This window comes from Neisseria sp. P0009.S007, assembly GCF_051962515.1.
On the sequence record NZ_JBQCVF010000034.1, the window covers coordinates 1 to 15971 of the forward strand.

Consider the following 15971-nt stretch of genomic DNA (forward strand, 5'->3'; position numbering starts at 1 on the left):
TTATTGTTGCCGGTATTGCTTGGCAGAACTGGGGTTTCGTCTGATTCTTCACGGGCTGGCGCATTGCCGCTCTCGGTGCGGCGGCGGTTTTCATTCGGAACCGCGCGACGGGCAGGTTGAGCGGGACGTGGTGCAACGCCACTGTTGTCCAAGGCCAGGTCGGAGCTGGTGGTCATGCGTTCGCGCATGTACACTTCGCCGCCGTTTGCAACCACGCCTTCAGGTGCTTTCATCGGTTTGACACTGGTGCCTTTCAGGGCAAAGCGCATGTATTCTACCCATACCGGTACGGCGATTGTACCACCGTAACCTGCACGACCCATGCTGCGCGGTTTGTCAAAGCCGATATAGACGGCAGTTACAACGCTAGGGTTGAAGCCGACAAACCATGCGTCTTTGTTGTCGTTGGTAGTACCGGTTTTACCGGCGATGTCGGCGCGGCCAAGTGCGGCTGCACCGCGTGCGGTACCAACACGGACAACGTCTTGCATGATTTTGTACATGATGTAGGCGTTGCGCGGGTCAATGGCCTGAGGTGCGTTTTCACCGGCTACCAAAGGTTGCATTTGCGCTCTCAGACGGCCTTGGCTATCGTAGATTTTGTCGATGACGTGGGCGGACACTTTGTAACCGCCGTTGGCAAAGACGCTGTAACCTTCTGCAATACGCAACGGCGTGGTTTCGCCTGTACCCAAAGCCATAGACAGGCTGGCAGGAATTTCAGATGGCTTGAAGCCGAAGCGTTGGATGTATTGTTGCGCGTAACCGATACCGATAGACATCAGGATGCGGATGGACACCATGTTTTTTGACGCGGTCAAAGCCTGGCGCAGCGTGATGTAACCGGAATAGCGGCCGTCTGAATTTTTCGGGTTCCACGCTTTACCGTTAGCACCTTTGCCCGGCAGGGAAATCGGCGCATCGTTAATCATGGTGGAAGCAGTCATGCCTTTTGCCAAAGCGGCGGAATAAACGAACGGTTTGAACGTCGAGCCGGGTTGGCGCATGGCTTGAGTTGCGCGGTTGAAGGTTTTGCTGTGGTAGTCATAGCCGCCGACCAATGCACGGACTGCACCGGTTTTCGCATCTAAAGACACCAATGCGCCTTGCAACAAAGGCTCTTGAACGACGGTAAAGGTATCGCCGCTGCCTTTAACGCGAATGACGGAGCCGCGACGGATGCGGTCATCACCCATTTTTTCGTTGTTGACGGCACGGGCGGCAAAGCCTAAAGCGTGGCTGTTCAGCGTGACTTTACGGCCGCTCGGCAATTGAATCTGTACACCTTTGCGGGAGGCTTCCAATACAACCGCCGGAATCATTTTATCGACGGTGTAAAGTGTAGAAAGGTATTGGCTGACGGTTTCTTCTACGTTGTCGCTTTTGCTCAGGTCGATGTAGTTTTCTGCACCGCGGTAGCTGCTGCCGCGGTCGAAATTGCGCAGGACTTTACGCAGGGCCTCGGTGGCCACGCGCTGGTGTGCGGTGTCGACGGTGGTATATACCTTGAAGCCTTGAGTGTAGGCATCTTCGCCGTATTTCTCAAACAGCTCTTGACGCACCATTTCGGCAACGTACAGGGCGCTTTGATCGATGTTTTGTACAAAACGCTCGTAATGCAACTCTTCTTTCAAAGCCTGATCGCGTTGCTGCAGGGTAATCATGCCTTCTTCCAGCATATTGTTCAGAATATAAGCCTGACGCAGTTTGGCGCGTTCAGGATTTACAATCGGATTGTAGGCGGAAGGGGCTTTGGGCAAGCCGGCCAACATGGCGGCTTCGGCCAATGTTAACTCGTTAACATTTTTGTTGAAATAAATTTGGGCTGCAGATGCAAAACCATAAGCGCGTTGACCCAAATAGATTTGGTTGAAGTACAGCTCCAAAATCTTGTCTTTGCTCAAAGACTGCTCGATTTTGTAGGCCAACAGGGCTTCGTTGAATTTACGGGTGAACGAACGCTCGCTGCTCAGGTAGAAGTTTTTAGCAACCTGTTGCGTAATCGTACTGGCACCGGATTGGACGCCGCCGGCCATGACGTTGCCGATCGCGGCGCGCGCCACACCCCAAACGTCCACGCCCCAGTGGTCGTAGAAGCGTTTGTCTTCGGCGGCAATCACGGCATTTTTCAAAACTTTGGGAAAGTCACCGATTTTGGTGAATTCACGCCGTTGCTCGCCGTAAACGCCAATCACTTGGCCGTCTGAAGAATAAATCGTCAGCGGCATTTTGGGTTTGTAGTGTTGTAAAGTGTCCAAAGACGGCAGTTTCGGATAGGTGACCAAAATTGCAATTGCAATCAGCCCCACGCCGAAAAGAGCCAGTCCCAATAAGAGACCCAGGCAGGTCGTTATAATCTTTTTAATCATGACTAAGTAATAATTTGCCATTAATGGCGATAAATAAAGTAAAATGGGAAACGATTTCTATCAGCCACAGTTAATACTGTGCAAAGAATAAGAAGTCCTTTACGGATAACGAAACAGTTACTCACTCCTAAATGATACAGGGAAGTCAAATCATGCGCTTATTTAAAAGCACGAAAGATACCAAAACAGGCAAGGCTTCTAGTGGATTGAACAACCGCTCTGCCATCGGTGTCGATATCAGCCAACATGCCATTAAGATGGTACAACTGACAGGCCGTAGTTTAAACCAAATTCAGCTGGAAAAATACGTTATTACCAAATTGCCTAAAAATATTGTCAAAGGCAACAAAATTCAAGACTACGATCAGCTTGCTACTTACATCCAACATACTTACACACAATTACGCAGTTCTTGCAAAAATATTGTTGCGGCCGTGCCACAAAATTTGGCGACAGTCGAGCAAATTATTTACAACCCGCGTGATACCGATTTGGACTTGGAAGAGTTTGTCGAAGCGGAAGTCGGCCAATTTGCGCCTATTGAAGAAATGAACTACGACTTTCAAGCCGAAGAAGTCGGTTCAGGCCAGCATGTTTTAGCTGTTGCCGCCAAAAAAGACGATGTCGAGCCACGCATTGAAATGTTTGAGAATGCGGGCTTGCCTTTGTCCGCTTTGGATTTAGACTTGCTGGCGCAACGCAATGCCTTTGTTCATTGGATGAATACGCATGCTCCCGAAATGGCAGATGAAAAAGTTGCCGTGTTTGGCATTCATGCGACGCAAATGTATGCCCTGATCCTGCAAAACGGCCGTATCCTCTACAAACAAGAAACGCCGGTCAGTACAGAGCAGCTCAATCAGCTGATTCAGCGTACTTATCAGGTAACTGAAGAAAAAGCCGCACAAATGATGGCTTCCCAAAACAAGCCTTCCGACTACCAGTCTCAGATTGCCGACCGTTTTAATGTGCAGGTTGCACAAGAAGTTCAGCGTGTTTTGCAATTTTACTATACCACGCAAGCCACTGATTCCTTCTCTAATATCAAACACATCCTGCTGACCGGCTTTACTGCGCAGCAGGCAGGTTTGGCGGAAAGCATTTTCTCGCAAACCAATACGGCAACAGAATATCTGCATCCGATTTCATATGTGGAACGCAGTGCAAAAGTAGAATTGCCGCAGCTTCAAATTGATGCGCCGTCACTGACCTTGGCGTTCGGATTGGCATTAAGGGGACTTTGAGAACATGATTGAATTAACCAGAATCAACCTTCTCCCGTATCGGGAAGAGATTAAACAGCGCAAGCAGCAGCAATTCAAAGTATTGATGCTTGGCTCTTTTGCCGTGGGTTTGGGCTTGGCGGCCGCAACCTATCTCGGTATTGACAACGCCATCAGCAATCAAGAAGGGCGCAACAACTTCCTGCAAACCGAAATCGACCGACTCGATAGGGAATTGGGCGAAATCGATAAACTTCAGCAAGAAAAAGAAGCCTTCTTGGCTAAAAAGCTGAAAGTGGAAGAATTGCAGGAAAAACGCTATCAAGCGGCCTATATCCTTGATTCTTTGAATACGCTTACGCCCGATAATACTTATTTGACCGCATTGGAAGCCGAAAGCCCGACCAGCTATAAAATCAGCGGCCATGCCATCAGCGACAATAAAATTGCCGTTATGATGCGCTCCCTGCCGAGTACAGGTATTTTCTTGCAGCCTGAATTGTTGAGCATTAAAAAAGTAGATAACTACCAAGAATTTACTTTGAAATCTTCAATCAACCAGGTGAGTACGCCGGCTCCTGCACCGACTGCCCAAAGCAGCGGTGAAGTGGCCGAACCTGTGGCCGAACCTGCTCCGGAGGCTCAATAATGGCATCTAAAAACCTAAAACAATTGGACGTACAAAACCTGTACCTGCTCAATATGCCTTCAAAACTTTTGCTGGCAGGTTTATTGATTGTTGGTATGTTGGCTTTGGGCTACGTCGGCGTATTTAAAGATCAGATTGAAACTTTGAATACGCAGGAAGCCAAAGAAGATGAGCTGAAGGAAACCTTTACGCGTAAAAGCATTCAGGCCGCAAGTTTAAACAATTTGAAGGCCGAATTGGCTTCGATTCGTTCTGCATTCGACGTTTTGTTGAAACAATTGCCGACCGACGCGGAAATTCCGAACCTGATTCAAGAGCTGCATCAGGCAGGTTCGACCAACGGCTTGCGTTTGGACAGCGTTGCACCGCTTCAACCTGAAAACGATGGCCCGATTCAAAAACTGCCGTATCAGATTTCTATTACAGGCAAATACGCTCAAATCAGCCAGTTTACCCGTGACGTAGGCGATTTATCGCGCATTATTACGCTGGATTCTTTGAAGCTCGTAAACGCAGGCGAGGATAAAGAAGGCAAAGGCAATAAAGGCGAATTGACACTGAGCGCGATTGCGACGACTTACAAAGCCCGTCCTGCTGAAGAGATTGCCGCTGAATTGGCTGCGCAACAGGCGCAGGAAGAAGGCAAATCTGCCGAGAATGAGCAAAAATAAAAGAATAGGGAAATCATGAAAAAAATCATCTTACTCTTAAGTCTTCTTCCCTTGGCAGCCTGCACGCAAAGCTATGAAGATTTGACTCAATGGATGACGCAAACCCGTCAGGAAGCGAAATCCAAGATTATTCCGTTTGAAGAGCCGACGGTTACATTGCCCAAGCCGTATAACCCTCCAAATTTTAAAGGCTTGAATGCGTTTGATTCACGCCGTCTGGATACTGCCCCTAAAGGCGGTAATGCGCCGGATGTAAACCGTCCGAAAGAAACCTTGGAAGCCTTCAGTTTGGAAAATATGGCTTTTGTCGGAACGCTGCAAAGCGGCGGCAAGGTTTCCGGATTTATCAAAGTCAACGACCATGTTTATACCGTTTATCCCGGAAACTACATCGGTCAGAATTACGGCAGAATCCAAAGTATTACTGAAGATAAAATTATCCTGACCGAGCAAGTTGAAGACAGCTACGGCAACTGGGTGTACCGGAAGGCCGAATTGCCGTTGAGCAGCAAAGAGGCAGATTCTTCCGATAGCTCAGATAGTTCGAATTCAAATTAATTTAGGGGTCTCACTCGATTATGAAAACCAAGCACATGACAAAATTATTTGCCGGCTTCAGCGTTGCCCTCGCTGTTCAGACGGCCTTTGCAGGCAATATTACCGATATCAACGTTTCCACTTTGCCTGACAACCAAAAAATCATCAAAATCCGTTTCGACAAAGACGTCACCACACCTCATGGTTTTGTAACATCTACTCCGGCGCGTATTGCATTGGATTTTGCCAACACCAATATCCGTTTGCCCCAGCCTGTTTTGGAATATGCCGACCCCTTGCTGAATCAAATTACTGCGGCACAAAACAACGACCGCGCACGCGTGGTTTTGGGTTTGAACAAAATCAGCCAATACAATACTGAAATTCGCGGCAACGAAGTTTGGGTATTCGTAAACGAATCTACTGACCAAACCAATGCGGCCGTTGTAAATGAACGTGCGGCTACACCGTCTACCGCGCGCGCTACTCAGGCTTATCAAGCCGTTTCTGCTGCCAATATCGATTTCCGCAAAGGCGCACGCAATTCCGGCATTATTGAATTGTCTGCCCCGGGTTTCAGCGGACAGCCGGACATCAAACAGCAACGTGACCGCGTCGTTGTTACCTTGAAAAACCATACACTGCCGACACAAGCGCAACGCAGTTTGGATGTAGCTGACTTCAATACGCCTGTACAAAACGTTACGCTCAAACGTATCGGCAATTCTACCCAGCTCATTATCCGCAACAATAATGCGAATTGGGACATCAATACCAAAGCCTCTTCCGGCCGTTTTGTATTTGAAGTATCGCCTAAAGTCGCCAATACCGAATCCGGCGGCTTGAACCAAAATGCAAACAAATCGTTTAAAGGCCGTAAAATTTCTTTGGACTTCCAAGATGTAGAAGTCCGTACCATTTTGCAGATTTTGGCGAAAGAGTCCGGCGTGAATATTGTTGCCAGCGATACCGTCAAAGGCACCATGACTTTGTCCCTGAAAGATGTACCTTGGGATCAGGCTTTGGACTTGGTCATGCAGGCGCGTAATTTGGATATGCGCCGTCAAGGCAATATCATCAATATCGCCCCCCGCGATGAATTGTTGGCAAAAGACAAAGCCTTCTTGCAGGCTGAAAAAGAGATTGCCGAATTGGGTCCGCTGTATTCTCAAACCTTCCAGTTGAAATACAAAAACGTGGAAGAATTCCGCAAAATTTTGCGTTTGGAAGAATACGACAGCAATAATTCCAATACCCGCAATACTCTGTTGAGCAACCGAGGTAGCGCCTTAATCGATCCGGCCACCAATACGCTGATCGTAACCGACAACCGCGGCGTGATTGAGAAATTCCGCAAACTGATTGATGAATTGGACGTTCCGACCCGTCAAGTGATGGTTGAAGCGCGCATTGTCGAAGCAGAAGATACCTTCTTCCGCAATTTGGGCGTTAAATTCGGTTCCGGTGGTGCGAGCGGCCGTACGGCATGGGGCAGCAACTGGAGCAATGCGCAAGCCAACCATAACACCAATGCTTCGTTTAACCGTGGTGATGTCGGCTATCCTACTTGGTCTTTGGATCCGAACGTCAGCCTGCCGACCGCAGCCGCAGTCAACAGCATTGCTCTGGTGCGTGCGTTCTCGTCCGGCGCATTGGGTTTGGAAATCAGCGCGTCTGAAGAACAAGGTAAGAGCAAAACCATTTCCAATCCGCGCGTGCTGACACAAGACCGTAAAGAAGCCAAAATTGAATCTGGTACGGAAATCCCTTACCAAGAGGCATCTTCCAGCGGTGCGACTTCGATTACCTTCAAGAAAGCCGTTTTGGGCTTGACCGTAACGCCGAACATTACGCCTGACGGTCAAATCATCATGACTGTGAAGATTAATCGCGATACCCCGATCGACTGTACCGTAGATTCTCTGACAACCAAGTGTATCAACACCAAACACTTGAATACCCAAGCCATGGTTGAAGATGGCGGTACGCTGATTGTCGGCGGTATTTACGAAGAAGAAAGCACCAACGCAGTGAACAAAGTCCCCGTTTTGGGCGATATTCCTGTTGTCGGCAATTTGTTCAAATCACGCGGCAAGCGTGAAAACCGCCGTGAGCTGTTGATTTTTATCACGCCGCGCATTATGGATAATGTGGGTAACAATCTGCGTTATTGATTTTAGAATGACAAACAGGCATATCTGCAAAGGTATGCCTGTTTTCGTTTTCAGACGGCCTTTCGTTTCAGACCGTCTGAAAAACCACGAACTTTTCCAAGAAACCGCCATATCGTATAAAATGACCCTCATGGAAAAAATCAACGGCAATTTAATTTTAATCGGGCTGATGGGCGCGGGCAAAACCACTTTGGGCAAGCAGCTTGCCCAAATGTTTGAATGCCCGTTTTACGACAGCGACTACGAAATCTGCACTTCATCGGGCGTATCCATTCCGACCATTTTTGAGATGGAAGGGGAAGAAGGCTTCCGCAACCGCGAAACCAATATGCTGAAGAAGCTCGCTTCCCGGCGCAACATCGTTTTATCGACCGGTGGCGGCTCCGTGTTGCGTAGTGAAAACAGACAGATTTTGTGCCAAAACGGCACGGTTGTTTATTTGCATGCCAGCCCCGAAACCTTGCTGGAGCGTACCCGTTACGACAGCAACCGGCCGCTGTTGCAAGTTGCCAATCCTTTGGGCAAACTGCAAGAGCTGTATGACCAACGCGATATGCTGTACCGTCAAACCGCCCATCTCGTCATCGAATCCGACAGCTGTCACAAAACGCTCAAACGCCTGATACAGGCTTTAGGCGAATAAATACGCTTTGCAAAGGAATACTATGCGCACACTGACTGTCCAAACCCCGTCCCATCAATACCCCATCTTTATCGGGCATAAGCTGATTGAGCAGGCCGATATGCTGCTTCAGCCCTATCTAGGTAAAAAAGCAGCCATTATTACCAACGAAACCGTTGCGCCGCTTTATCTCAAACAGCTTCAGACGGCCTTAGACAGACTGGGCGTGCCGCATTTCAGCATTATCCTTCCCGACGGCGAAGAATATAAAAACTGGCAGACGCTCAACCTGATTTACGATGGCCTGATGCAAAACCGTGCCGAACGCAAAACCACTTTAATCGCTTTGGGCGGCGGCGTGATAGGCGATATGGTCGGTTTTGCCGCGGCGACTTATCAGCGTGGCGCACCTTTTATCCAAGTACCGACCACATTGCTCAGCCAGGTCGATTCCTCGGTCGGCGGTAAAACCGCCATCAACCATCCGCTCGGTAAAAACATGATTGGCGCGTTTTACCAGCCGCAAGCCGTTTTGGCCGATTTGACCGCCTTGCAAACGCTGCCGCAACGCGAACTTTCCGCAGGCATGGCCGAAGTCATCAAATACGGCGCATTGGGCGATGCCGAATTTTTTGCCTGGTTGGAAGAAAATATGGCCGACCTGATGGCGCAACATCAAGAAAAAATGGCGGAAGCCGTTTACCATTGCTGCAAAATGAAGGCCGATATTGTTGCCCAAGACGAAACCGAGCAGGGCATCCGCGCATGGCTTAATCTCGGCCACACTTTCGGCCATGCCATCGAAGCCGAAATGGGCTACGGCGTATGGCTGCACGGAGAAGCCGTTGCCGCCGGTTGCGTCCTCGCTTCCCGTTTGTCGCAAATCTTGGGCAAAACCCGACAGGCCGACACCGACCGCATTGCCGCTTTAATGGAAGCCGCTTCCCTCCCGTCTGCGCCGCCCGTTTTCTCCTTTGAAAAATGGATTGAACACATGAGCCACGACAAAAAAGTCAGCAGCGGCATCATGCGTTTTGTCGGTTTGGAATACTTGGGCAAAGCCAATATTACCGAAATTACCGATATGGAAATCCTCCGCCAAACCTTGCAACCGTATTTGTGAGGAATGAAGTAGGTTTGCTTCAAAATATAAAAAGGCCGTCTGAAAGTCATTTTCAGACGGCCTTTGGTTTTAAAACGTTTTCATTTATCGGATTAAAGCTAGATAAACCAATTTGGGCGGGTCAATTATTTAAAGCATCTTTTTATCCAACTCGGCAATAATCAACAAGCCGCTGTCAAAGCGTCGGCTGTCGGCCAGTTTCAGACGGCCTTGATGGCGTTTGACAATGGTGTCTGCGATGGACAGGCCAAGTCCGGTGCCTTGTTGTTCGGTGCCGAGAATACGGTAGAAAGGGTCGATAACGCGTTGGCGTTCGCTTGGGGGAATGCCGGGGCCGTTGTCTTCCACCCAGATGTTGAGGTATTCGGCGGTTTCGTCAAAGCCCAAATCGATGCGGCCGCCTTTGGGAGTATAGCGGATGGCGTTGTCGGTAAAGGTTTTGATGAGGGTGTAGATTTCGGTGTCATCGGCGTGGATTTGGCAGTCGTTTTCGACGGCGACGCCGATGTCTTGACCTTTGGCCAGCGCCAGCGGCATGAGTTCCTGCAAGACGCGGCGGAACTGGTTTTGCAGGCTGATCAGGGTTTTGGGGCGTTGGGTTTCGGGCGCTTGGGCGCGTGCGAGGGAGAGGAGTTGCTCGAGCAGGTGGCGGTTGCGCTGTATGCTTTGTTGCAACAGGGCGGACTGCTCGCGCGCTTCGGCGGACAGCTGCATATTGTTGAGCCTCTCTGCCTGAAGGGAAAGGGCGGTCATGGGGCTGCGCAATTCGTGTGCGGCATCGGCGATAAAGCGTTGCTGTTGGCGGACGTTTTCATCGGTACGTTGCAACAGGTTGTTGATGGCGACGACAAAGCCTTGGATTTCGCTGGGAATGTCTTGCGTGTCCATAGGCGAGAGGTCGTTGATTTGGCGCAGCTCCAAATCGTTGGACAGGGTTTTGACGGAACGCATGGTGCGGTGGGTAATCCAGACGGTGAGCAGGATAATCAGGGGCAGGGCGAGGAGCATGGGGAGGATGCTCTGCACGGCAGCCATTTCGGCCAGCTCTTCGCGGTAGTCGCTTTCCTGCATGACGGCAATGCGGCCTTGTTTGGTGGTGCGGGTATAAACGCGGTAGTAATCGTCGTCGTCATCAGACTGAATGGTGTGCAGGCCGTCTGAAATCTTCTCAGGCAGGCTGACAATGGGGTTGGGCGTATTGGGAAATTGAACGGAAATCTTGTTGTCGTTGTCGAGTGAGTGATTCTCGTCATCGGCATCGCTCGGGTCGAGATAGTTCGCGACTTGGCGCAACAGATCGTCTTGAACCTCTTGGGTCTCGTGATAAGTATCGTAATATGAAAATATGCCTGCAAGAATGGAGAGGGGCAGGAGCATACAGATCAGGGCGAGGCTGATCCGGACTTGCAGGGATTGTTTGATAGTGTGGATAAGGCGTTGCATGGTTTGTGTGTTGATATTGTTTTGGTTTTTCAGACGGCCTGGTTGTTTTGTGCAACCAGCCAGCCGACCCCGCGGACGTTTTGAATCGCTTCTTTGCCGAGTTTTTTGCGTAAGGCGTGAATCAGGAAGTCAACGGCGTTGCTTTCGACTTCTTCGCCCCAGCCGTAGATTTTGTCTTCCAAATCGCTGCGCGACAGAATCATGCCCGGACGCAGCAGCAGGGCTTGGAGGACGGCAAATTCTTTGTTGCTGAGCATGATGGCCTGTTCCTGCCCGACCACTTCTGCCTGATGGGTGGAAGGGTTGAGCATGATGATGCCGTTGGTTAGTAGCGTTTGCGCCTGTCCGCCGTGTCGGCGCAATACGGCGCGCATACGGGCTTGCAGCTCCGCCATGTCGAAGGGTTTGACGATGTAGTCGTCTGCGCCGCCGTCTAGGCCGTTGAGGCGGCTGTGCAAATCATCGCGCGCGGTCACGATTAAGACGGGAACGGTACAGCCGCCGTTGCGGATTTGCGCCAATACGTCCAAACCGTCTTTGCCGGGCAAACCCAAATCCAAAAGCAGCAAATCGTATGCCTGCGCCGCCACTGCTGCGGCAACTTCCGAACCGCGGCTGACCCAATCGACAGCGTAGCCGGTGTCTTTCAGGTTGGCACTGACGGCTTGGGCAATCATGGCATCGTCTTCAACCAATAATACGCGCATGGAAGTTCTCCGTGAGGATGGGTGGACAGTGATTATAACCGCACTCAATTAGTAAAAATTTAGGAGCTGTCTAAAAACTGATTTTTTGCAAAAGATGAGGCCGTCTGAAATTTCGTTTTTCAGACGGCCTGTATGCTTCAATCCCGATTATTTAGGGTTTTTCTCAATCAAGGCAACCAATTGGTCGATATAGCCTTGAACAAATCCGCGCGCGGATTCGATGAGCTGGCCGTTGTCGTCAAACAGGGTAGGCGAGTTGCCGAGAAACACTTCCGGTTGGCCGGTCAATGGCATATCGAAATACGAAAGGGCAAGGCGCAGATTTTTTTGCGCGCTATAACCGCCCATTTTACCGACAGAATGGCTGATGATGCCGGCCGGTGTTTTTTTCCAGGCAACATCGGCATTGGGTTTGGAGCCGATGTCGATGGCGTTTTTCAGGCAGGCGGGGACGGTACGGTTGTTTTCGGAAGTCACGAACAATACGCCGGCAGAGGCTTTGATGGTTTCACGGAACTCGGTATAGCTGGATGGAGTGGGGAAGTCGGTAACGGCAGGATCGTCGTAGTCGAAGTTGTATAAAGGCAAATGGCCGATTTCGACGATTTGCGCTTCGTAGCCTTCGGGGAACATGGGAATGACGTTTTGTGCGACTTTTCGTGCGAACGAGCCTTTACGCAGGCTGCCGACCAAGATGCTGACTTTCTTTGACATGTTTTTCTCCTGTTTAATAATAAAAATGAAAACAATTCTAAATTTTAGTGTTATCTGGGGAAGCGGTCAAGGTTTCAGACGGCCTGTCAAAATGGTTTATGCTAAAATAACGGTTTCGCTGATATTTCAAATTATTATGCACGCTTCTGATTCGCAAGAGGGTGAAACGGCACACGAATACTACGCCGACGATACCGACTTTCCTGCTAAAACCATTGTCGCCACCTTATTCATCGGCGCATTTTTCGGCTATCTCAACGACACGCTGTTGAATGTCGCGCTTACGCCGATTATGAAGGATTTTGGTGTCGATAAGACCACGGTTCAATGGCTGACAACGGGCTTTTTGCTGGTCATGGGGGCATTTACGCCGATTACGGCAGGCGTGATTCAATGGTTTGAAACGCGCAAAATGGTGCTGTTTACGCAGGCAACGTTTTTAGCAGGATCGCTGATTTGCGTGTTTGCACCGACGTTTGGCGTATTGGTGGTCGGTCGGATGGTGCAGGCAGTGTCTGCCGCGTTTTTTGTCCCGCTTCTGTTTAACGGTGTGTTGTCGATTTTCCCTCCCAACAGGCGCGGAACGGCGATGGGTGTGATTACCATGATGTTTACCGCCGCGCCTGCAATGGGGCCGACGCTGTCGGGCATCATCATCGACCATACGCATTGGCGCGTGCTGTTCGGTTTTACCGCGCCGTTTATGTTGGCGGCGATGGTGCTGGCGGGCAAATATTTAACGGTCAATTTGAGCAACATCAGCCGTCCGAAAATTGATATGTTGTCGGCTGTGCTGTCGATTGTGGGCTTCGGCGGGTTGGTTTATGCGAGCAGTAATTTTGCCCATATGCCGCTGCTGGAATTTATCCTGCTCTTTGCTGCTTCCGTTGTACTGGTGGGGTGGTTTGCGCGCCGGCAGTTCCGTTTGGCTACGCCGTTGTTGAACCTTCGTGCGTTTGAATACAAACAGTTCAGATATTGCGTTGTGATTTTGGCCGGTGCGATATTCCTGTTTTTGGGCTTGGAACTGATGGTGCCGATGTACACGCAGCAAGTGTTGATGCTGACCGGTACGGCAACTGGCCTGATCCTGATGCCTGCCAGTATTGCCCAAGCGGTTGCCGCGCCTTTGTTCGGCAAATTGTTGGACAAAAAGGGCGGACGCTTTGTCGTTTTGCCGGCAACAGTGATGCTGGTGGTGTCGTTGGCGGTATTGTGGCTGTTTTTGCGGATTGATACGCAAGTGGTGATGTTGACGGCGATGTTTACGCTGTTGGCGCTTTCCGTGTCTGCTTGTGTAACCGGCGAAACCCATGGTCTGAACGCGTTGCCGAAAATGCTCAATCCGCACGGTGCGGCGATTCTGACCACCATCAACCCGATTGCCGGTGCCATCGGCGCGGCGTTTTTTGTTGGTGCGACCAATATCGGCGAGAAACTTTCCAGCGCAGATATGCCGCAACAGGCAATGCTGGACGGTATCCATTTGGCGATGGGTTGCGCTTTGGTTGTCGGTGTTGTGGTCGTCATGTTTGCTTTACGTTTGAAAGCGCATCAGAAATAAAGAAAAAGGCCGTCTGAAACGTTCAGACGGCCTAAGCACCTCGTAAGAATTTATAAGATTTTGTAACACAATGAAGTTAAAATGTATTTTATCAATCGGCCTGATGATGGCGGTTTGTCCGTCATGGGCTTTGGATTTCGGGCGTATTCCTGAAAATGAGATTTCTGTTTATGTGCAGGAATTGGACAGCGGCAACGTGATTGCCGAACACCGTGCCAATGAATTGCGCAATCCTGCTTCGACCATGAAGCTGGTAACGGCGTTTACCGCGTTTCGTATGTTGGGCGGTGATTATCGTTGGAAAACTGAGTTTAAAACCAACGGCCCAATCAAAGGCGATACGTTGAAAGGCAATGTGTATTGGGTGGGGAGCGGCGATCCTGTGTTTGACCAGCATGATCTGGTGCAAATGCAGCAACAGATGCGCGATAAGGGCATACGCCATATTGACGGACATCTGATACTCGACCGCAGCCTGTGGGGCGATGTGAAGAATCCGGATGATTTTGCTTCCGATTCTGCCGAAAGCTTTATGACGCCGCCCGATCCTAATATGTTGGGGTATAAAACCGTTGAACTGCGTGCTGAAAAAGAAGAAGACGGAAGCTTGGTCATCCGTACCAATCCGCCGCTTCCGAATCTGAACATTCAAAACAAATTGACACTTGAGAATAAAGAAGGGAAGTGCAGTGTTTTAAAAAACCACATGAAGACTTCCTATAAAAACAATACGCTGACCGTATCGGGCAAGCTGCCGGAAAGCTGCTTGGGCAAAGAGCTGTATCTGAATATGTATAGCATGAAAGAATTTGTCGGCAAAAGTTTTGTCAACCAATGGCGCCAACAAGACGGCACGATTTCAGACGGCCTGACGACAGGTGCTGCGCCTCATGACGCGCATGTGTTGGCGAGTCATCAATCCAAACCGCTTGCCGATATCCTCACCGATATGAACAAGCATTCCAATAATCTGATTGCCCGTTCGGTTTTCCTTAAATTTGCCGGACATATATCTGATTACAAGCAGGCGCAGGCCAAGGCCGCGTCTATCGTAAAAAGTGAGCTGGCGGTTGCCGGTATCAATACGGAAGGGCTGGTGTTGGAAAACGGCTCAGGCCTGTCCCGCGTAGAACGGCTCAATGCGCGAATGATGGCGCAAATGTTGGAAAAAGCCTACTTCAGCCCGTTTAAAAACGAGTTTATCAGTACGCTGCCGATTGCCGGTAAAGACGGCACGCTTAAAACACGCTTGAAACAGCCCGGTGAAAACCTGCGCCTCAAAACCGGTACACTCAAAGATGTCCGCGCACTGGCTGGGTATTGGTTGGGCGAAAAGCCGTTGTTGGTTGTCGTCATTATCAACAGCCAAAAGTCAACCGATTATTTACGCGACTTGGATAAGCTGGTGTCTAAAATTGTTCAGCCCGGTGGCGAACATTGGATTGATGCTAAGGCTTCCTGCATGATTAGGTATCAGGCTTGATAAGCTAAAAAAGGCCGTCTGAAAATGTATTGACGTTTTCAGACGGCCTTTGTGTAAGAAGGACAAGTATTTATGTCTATTTTGAAGGATAATTTAGGGATTTAATGGATAAGCGTTTGGTGTAAATCCGCTTGAGATAGATGGTTTTATCTTCGGTATTTAAGACGTATGTTTTAAGTTTTATTCCCACCTTCTCTTGTCTAAATAATCGGACTTTTTACGAAAAGGCATAAGGTACAGACGAAAAAAATACCGGTAAAAACCGGTATTTTTTATTTTTAACTTGATGGCGCGGCGGACGGGGCTCGAACCCGCGACCCCCGGCGTGACAGGCCGGTACTCTAACCAACTGAGCTACCACCGCGCATCCATTGTCAGGGACAATGAAAAGTAAAGTGGTGGGTGATGACGGAGTCGAACCGCCGACATTCTGCTTGTAAGGCAGACGCTCTACCAACTGAGCTAATCACCCAAAAAAGGGAGATACTGAAGAATCAGTATTTTTAAATAATGGCGCGGCGGACGGGGCTCGAACCCGCGACCCCCGGCGTGACAGGCCGGTACTCTAACCAACTGAGCTACCACCGCGCATCCACTGTCAAAGACAATGAAAAAGAAACTTGGTGGGTGATGACGGAGTCGAACCGCCGACATTCTGCTTGTAAGGCAGACGCTCTACCAACTGAGCTAAT

General features: G+C 49.8%; 13 protein-coding genes and 3 tRNA genes. 9 read left to right on the forward strand and 7 right to left on the reverse strand.

All coding sequences use genetic code 11. The features are described 5' to 3' along the window. On the reverse strand, nt 1–2369 hold a 2369-nt coding region (locus ACTHS3_RS05110; protein ID WP_440367301.1), incomplete at its 3' end, for a penicillin-binding protein 1A. A 152-nt stretch (nt 2370–2521) separates the two neighbouring features. Between ACTHS3_RS05110 and pilM the strand changes: the two genes are divergently transcribed. From pilM to aroB, 7 genes are all read left to right on the forward strand, one after another. After that, nucleotides 2522–3613, forward strand: coding sequence for a type IV pilus assembly protein PilM (pilM, locus tag ACTHS3_RS05115; protein WP_371460262.1), 1092 nt, complete (start codon nt 2522–2524; stop codon nt 3611–3613). 4 nt (nt 3614–3617) lie between these two features. Beyond that, nucleotides 3618–4241 (forward strand): PilN domain-containing protein, encoded by a 624-nt coding sequence (locus ACTHS3_RS05120; RefSeq protein WP_070625188.1) that lies wholly within the window; start codon nt 3618–3620, stop codon nt 4239–4241. Then, nucleotides 4241–4912 carry a type 4a pilus biogenesis protein PilO gene (locus ACTHS3_RS05125; RefSeq protein WP_070822735.1) on the forward strand — a complete coding sequence of 224 codons (672 nt, stop codon included), beginning with the start codon at nt 4241–4243 and terminating at the stop codon, nt 4910–4912. The genes ACTHS3_RS05120 and ACTHS3_RS05125 overlap by 1 nt, the downstream gene beginning before the upstream one ends. A 15-nt stretch (nt 4913–4927) precedes the next feature. After that, nucleotides 4928–5470, forward strand: a complete 543-nt coding sequence (locus ACTHS3_RS05130) for a pilus assembly protein PilP (protein WP_049347906.1) — start codon at nt 4928–4930, stop codon at nt 5468–5470. Between the two features lie 20 nt (nt 5471–5490). Then, nucleotides 5491–7623, forward strand: coding sequence for a type IV pilus secretin PilQ (pilQ, locus tag ACTHS3_RS05135; RefSeq protein ID WP_070625184.1), 2133 nt, complete (start codon nt 5491–5493; stop codon nt 7621–7623). Between the two features lie 121 nt (nt 7624–7744). Further along, a complete protein-coding gene (locus ACTHS3_RS05140; protein WP_083307459.1) occupies nt 7745–8266 on the forward strand; it encodes a shikimate kinase in 522 nt (173 codons plus the stop codon). A gap of 22 nt (nt 8267–8288) precedes the next feature. Beyond that, nucleotides 8289–9368 (forward strand): 3-dehydroquinate synthase, encoded by a 1080-nt coding sequence (gene aroB / locus ACTHS3_RS05145; protein ID WP_070503951.1) that lies wholly within the window; start codon nt 8289–8291, stop codon nt 9366–9368. 129 nt (nt 9369–9497) lie between these two features. Here the strand turns inward: aroB and ACTHS3_RS05150 are convergent, their stop codons facing one another. The 3 genes from ACTHS3_RS05150 to ACTHS3_RS05160 all read right to left on the reverse strand — a co-directional run bounded on the left by ACTHS3_RS05150 (nt 9498) and on the right by ACTHS3_RS05160 (nt 12232). Beyond that, on the reverse strand, nt 9498–10811 hold the full coding sequence (locus ACTHS3_RS05150; protein WP_049344271.1) for a sensor histidine kinase: 1314 nt from the start codon (nt 10809–10811) through the stop codon (nt 9498–9500). A 29-nt stretch (nt 10812–10840) separates the two neighbouring features. Then, nucleotides 10841–11518 carry a response regulator gene (locus tag ACTHS3_RS05155; RefSeq protein ID WP_049344268.1) on the reverse strand — a complete coding sequence of 226 codons (678 nt, stop codon included), beginning with the start codon at nt 11516–11518 and terminating at the stop codon, nt 10841–10843. Nucleotides 11519–11665: 147 nt separating this feature from the next. Beyond that, on the reverse strand, nt 11666–12232 hold the full coding sequence (locus tag ACTHS3_RS05160) for an NADPH-dependent FMN reductase (protein WP_070587528.1): 567 nt from the start codon (nt 12230–12232) through the stop codon (nt 11666–11668). A gap of 136 nt (nt 12233–12368) precedes the next feature. On the opposite strand from ACTHS3_RS05160, the gene ACTHS3_RS05165 reads away from it, so the two are divergent. Beyond that, nucleotides 12369–13796, forward strand: a complete 1428-nt coding sequence (locus ACTHS3_RS05165; protein ID WP_049336971.1) for an MFS transporter — start codon at nt 12369–12371, stop codon at nt 13794–13796. Between the two features lie 70 nt (nt 13797–13866). After that, nucleotides 13867–15279: a D-alanyl-D-alanine carboxypeptidase/D-alanyl-D-alanine endopeptidase gene (dacB, locus tag ACTHS3_RS05170; RefSeq protein ID WP_049336968.1), complete on the forward strand. Its 1413-nt coding sequence runs from the start codon at nt 13867–13869 to the stop codon at nt 15277–15279. A 287-nt stretch (nt 15280–15566) separates the two neighbouring features. On the opposite strand, the gene ACTHS3_RS05175 is transcribed toward dacB, so the two are convergent. From ACTHS3_RS05175 to ACTHS3_RS05185, 3 genes are all read right to left on the reverse strand, one after another. Continuing rightward, nucleotides 15567–15643, reverse strand: a tRNA-Asp gene (locus ACTHS3_RS05175). A gap of 32 nt (nt 15644–15675) precedes the next feature. Beyond that, nucleotides 15676–15751 (reverse strand) — tRNA-Val (locus tag ACTHS3_RS05180). Between the two features lie 39 nt (nt 15752–15790). After that, nucleotides 15791–15867: transfer RNA gene (locus ACTHS3_RS05185), tRNA-Asp, on the reverse strand. Nucleotides 15868–15971: the final 104 nt, after the last annotated feature.

Bases quoted from the DNA above. Each gene is read 5' to 3' on its own strand.
- pilM (WP_371460262.1), top strand. From the start codon at position 2,522: ATGCGCTTATTTAAAAGCACGAAAGATACCAAAACAGGCAAGGCTTCT.
- ACTHS3_RS05120 (WP_070625188.1), top strand. From the start codon at position 3,618: ATGATTGAATTAACCAGAATCAACCTTCTCCCGTATCGGGAAGAGATT.
- ACTHS3_RS05125 (WP_070822735.1), top strand. From the start codon at position 4,241: ATGGCATCTAAAAACCTAAAACAATTGGACGTACAAAACCTGTACCTG.
- ACTHS3_RS05130 (WP_049347906.1), top strand. From the start codon at position 4,928: ATGAAAAAAATCATCTTACTCTTAAGTCTTCTTCCCTTGGCAGCCTGC.
- pilQ (WP_070625184.1), top strand. From the start codon at position 5,491: ATGAAAACCAAGCACATGACAAAATTATTTGCCGGCTTCAGCGTTGCC.
- ACTHS3_RS05140 (WP_083307459.1), top strand. From the start codon at position 7,745: ATGACCCTCATGGAAAAAATCAACGGCAATTTAATTTTAATCGGGCTG.
- aroB (WP_070503951.1), top strand. From the start codon at position 8,289: ATGCGCACACTGACTGTCCAAACCCCGTCCCATCAATACCCCATCTTT.
- ACTHS3_RS05150 (WP_049344271.1), bottom strand. From the start codon at position 10,811: ATGCAACGCCTTATCCACACTATCAAACAATCCCTGCAAGTCCGGATC.
- ACTHS3_RS05155 (WP_049344268.1), bottom strand. From the start codon at position 11,518: ATGCGCGTATTATTGGTTGAAGACGATGCCATGATTGCCCAAGCCGTC.
- ACTHS3_RS05160 (WP_070587528.1), bottom strand. From the start codon at position 12,232: ATGTCAAAGAAAGTCAGCATCTTGGTCGGCAGCCTGCGTAAAGGCTCG.
- ACTHS3_RS05165 (WP_049336971.1), top strand. From the start codon at position 12,369: ATGCACGCTTCTGATTCGCAAGAGGGTGAAACGGCACACGAATACTAC.
- dacB (WP_049336968.1), top strand. From the start codon at position 13,867: ATGAAGTTAAAATGTATTTTATCAATCGGCCTGATGATGGCGGTTTGT.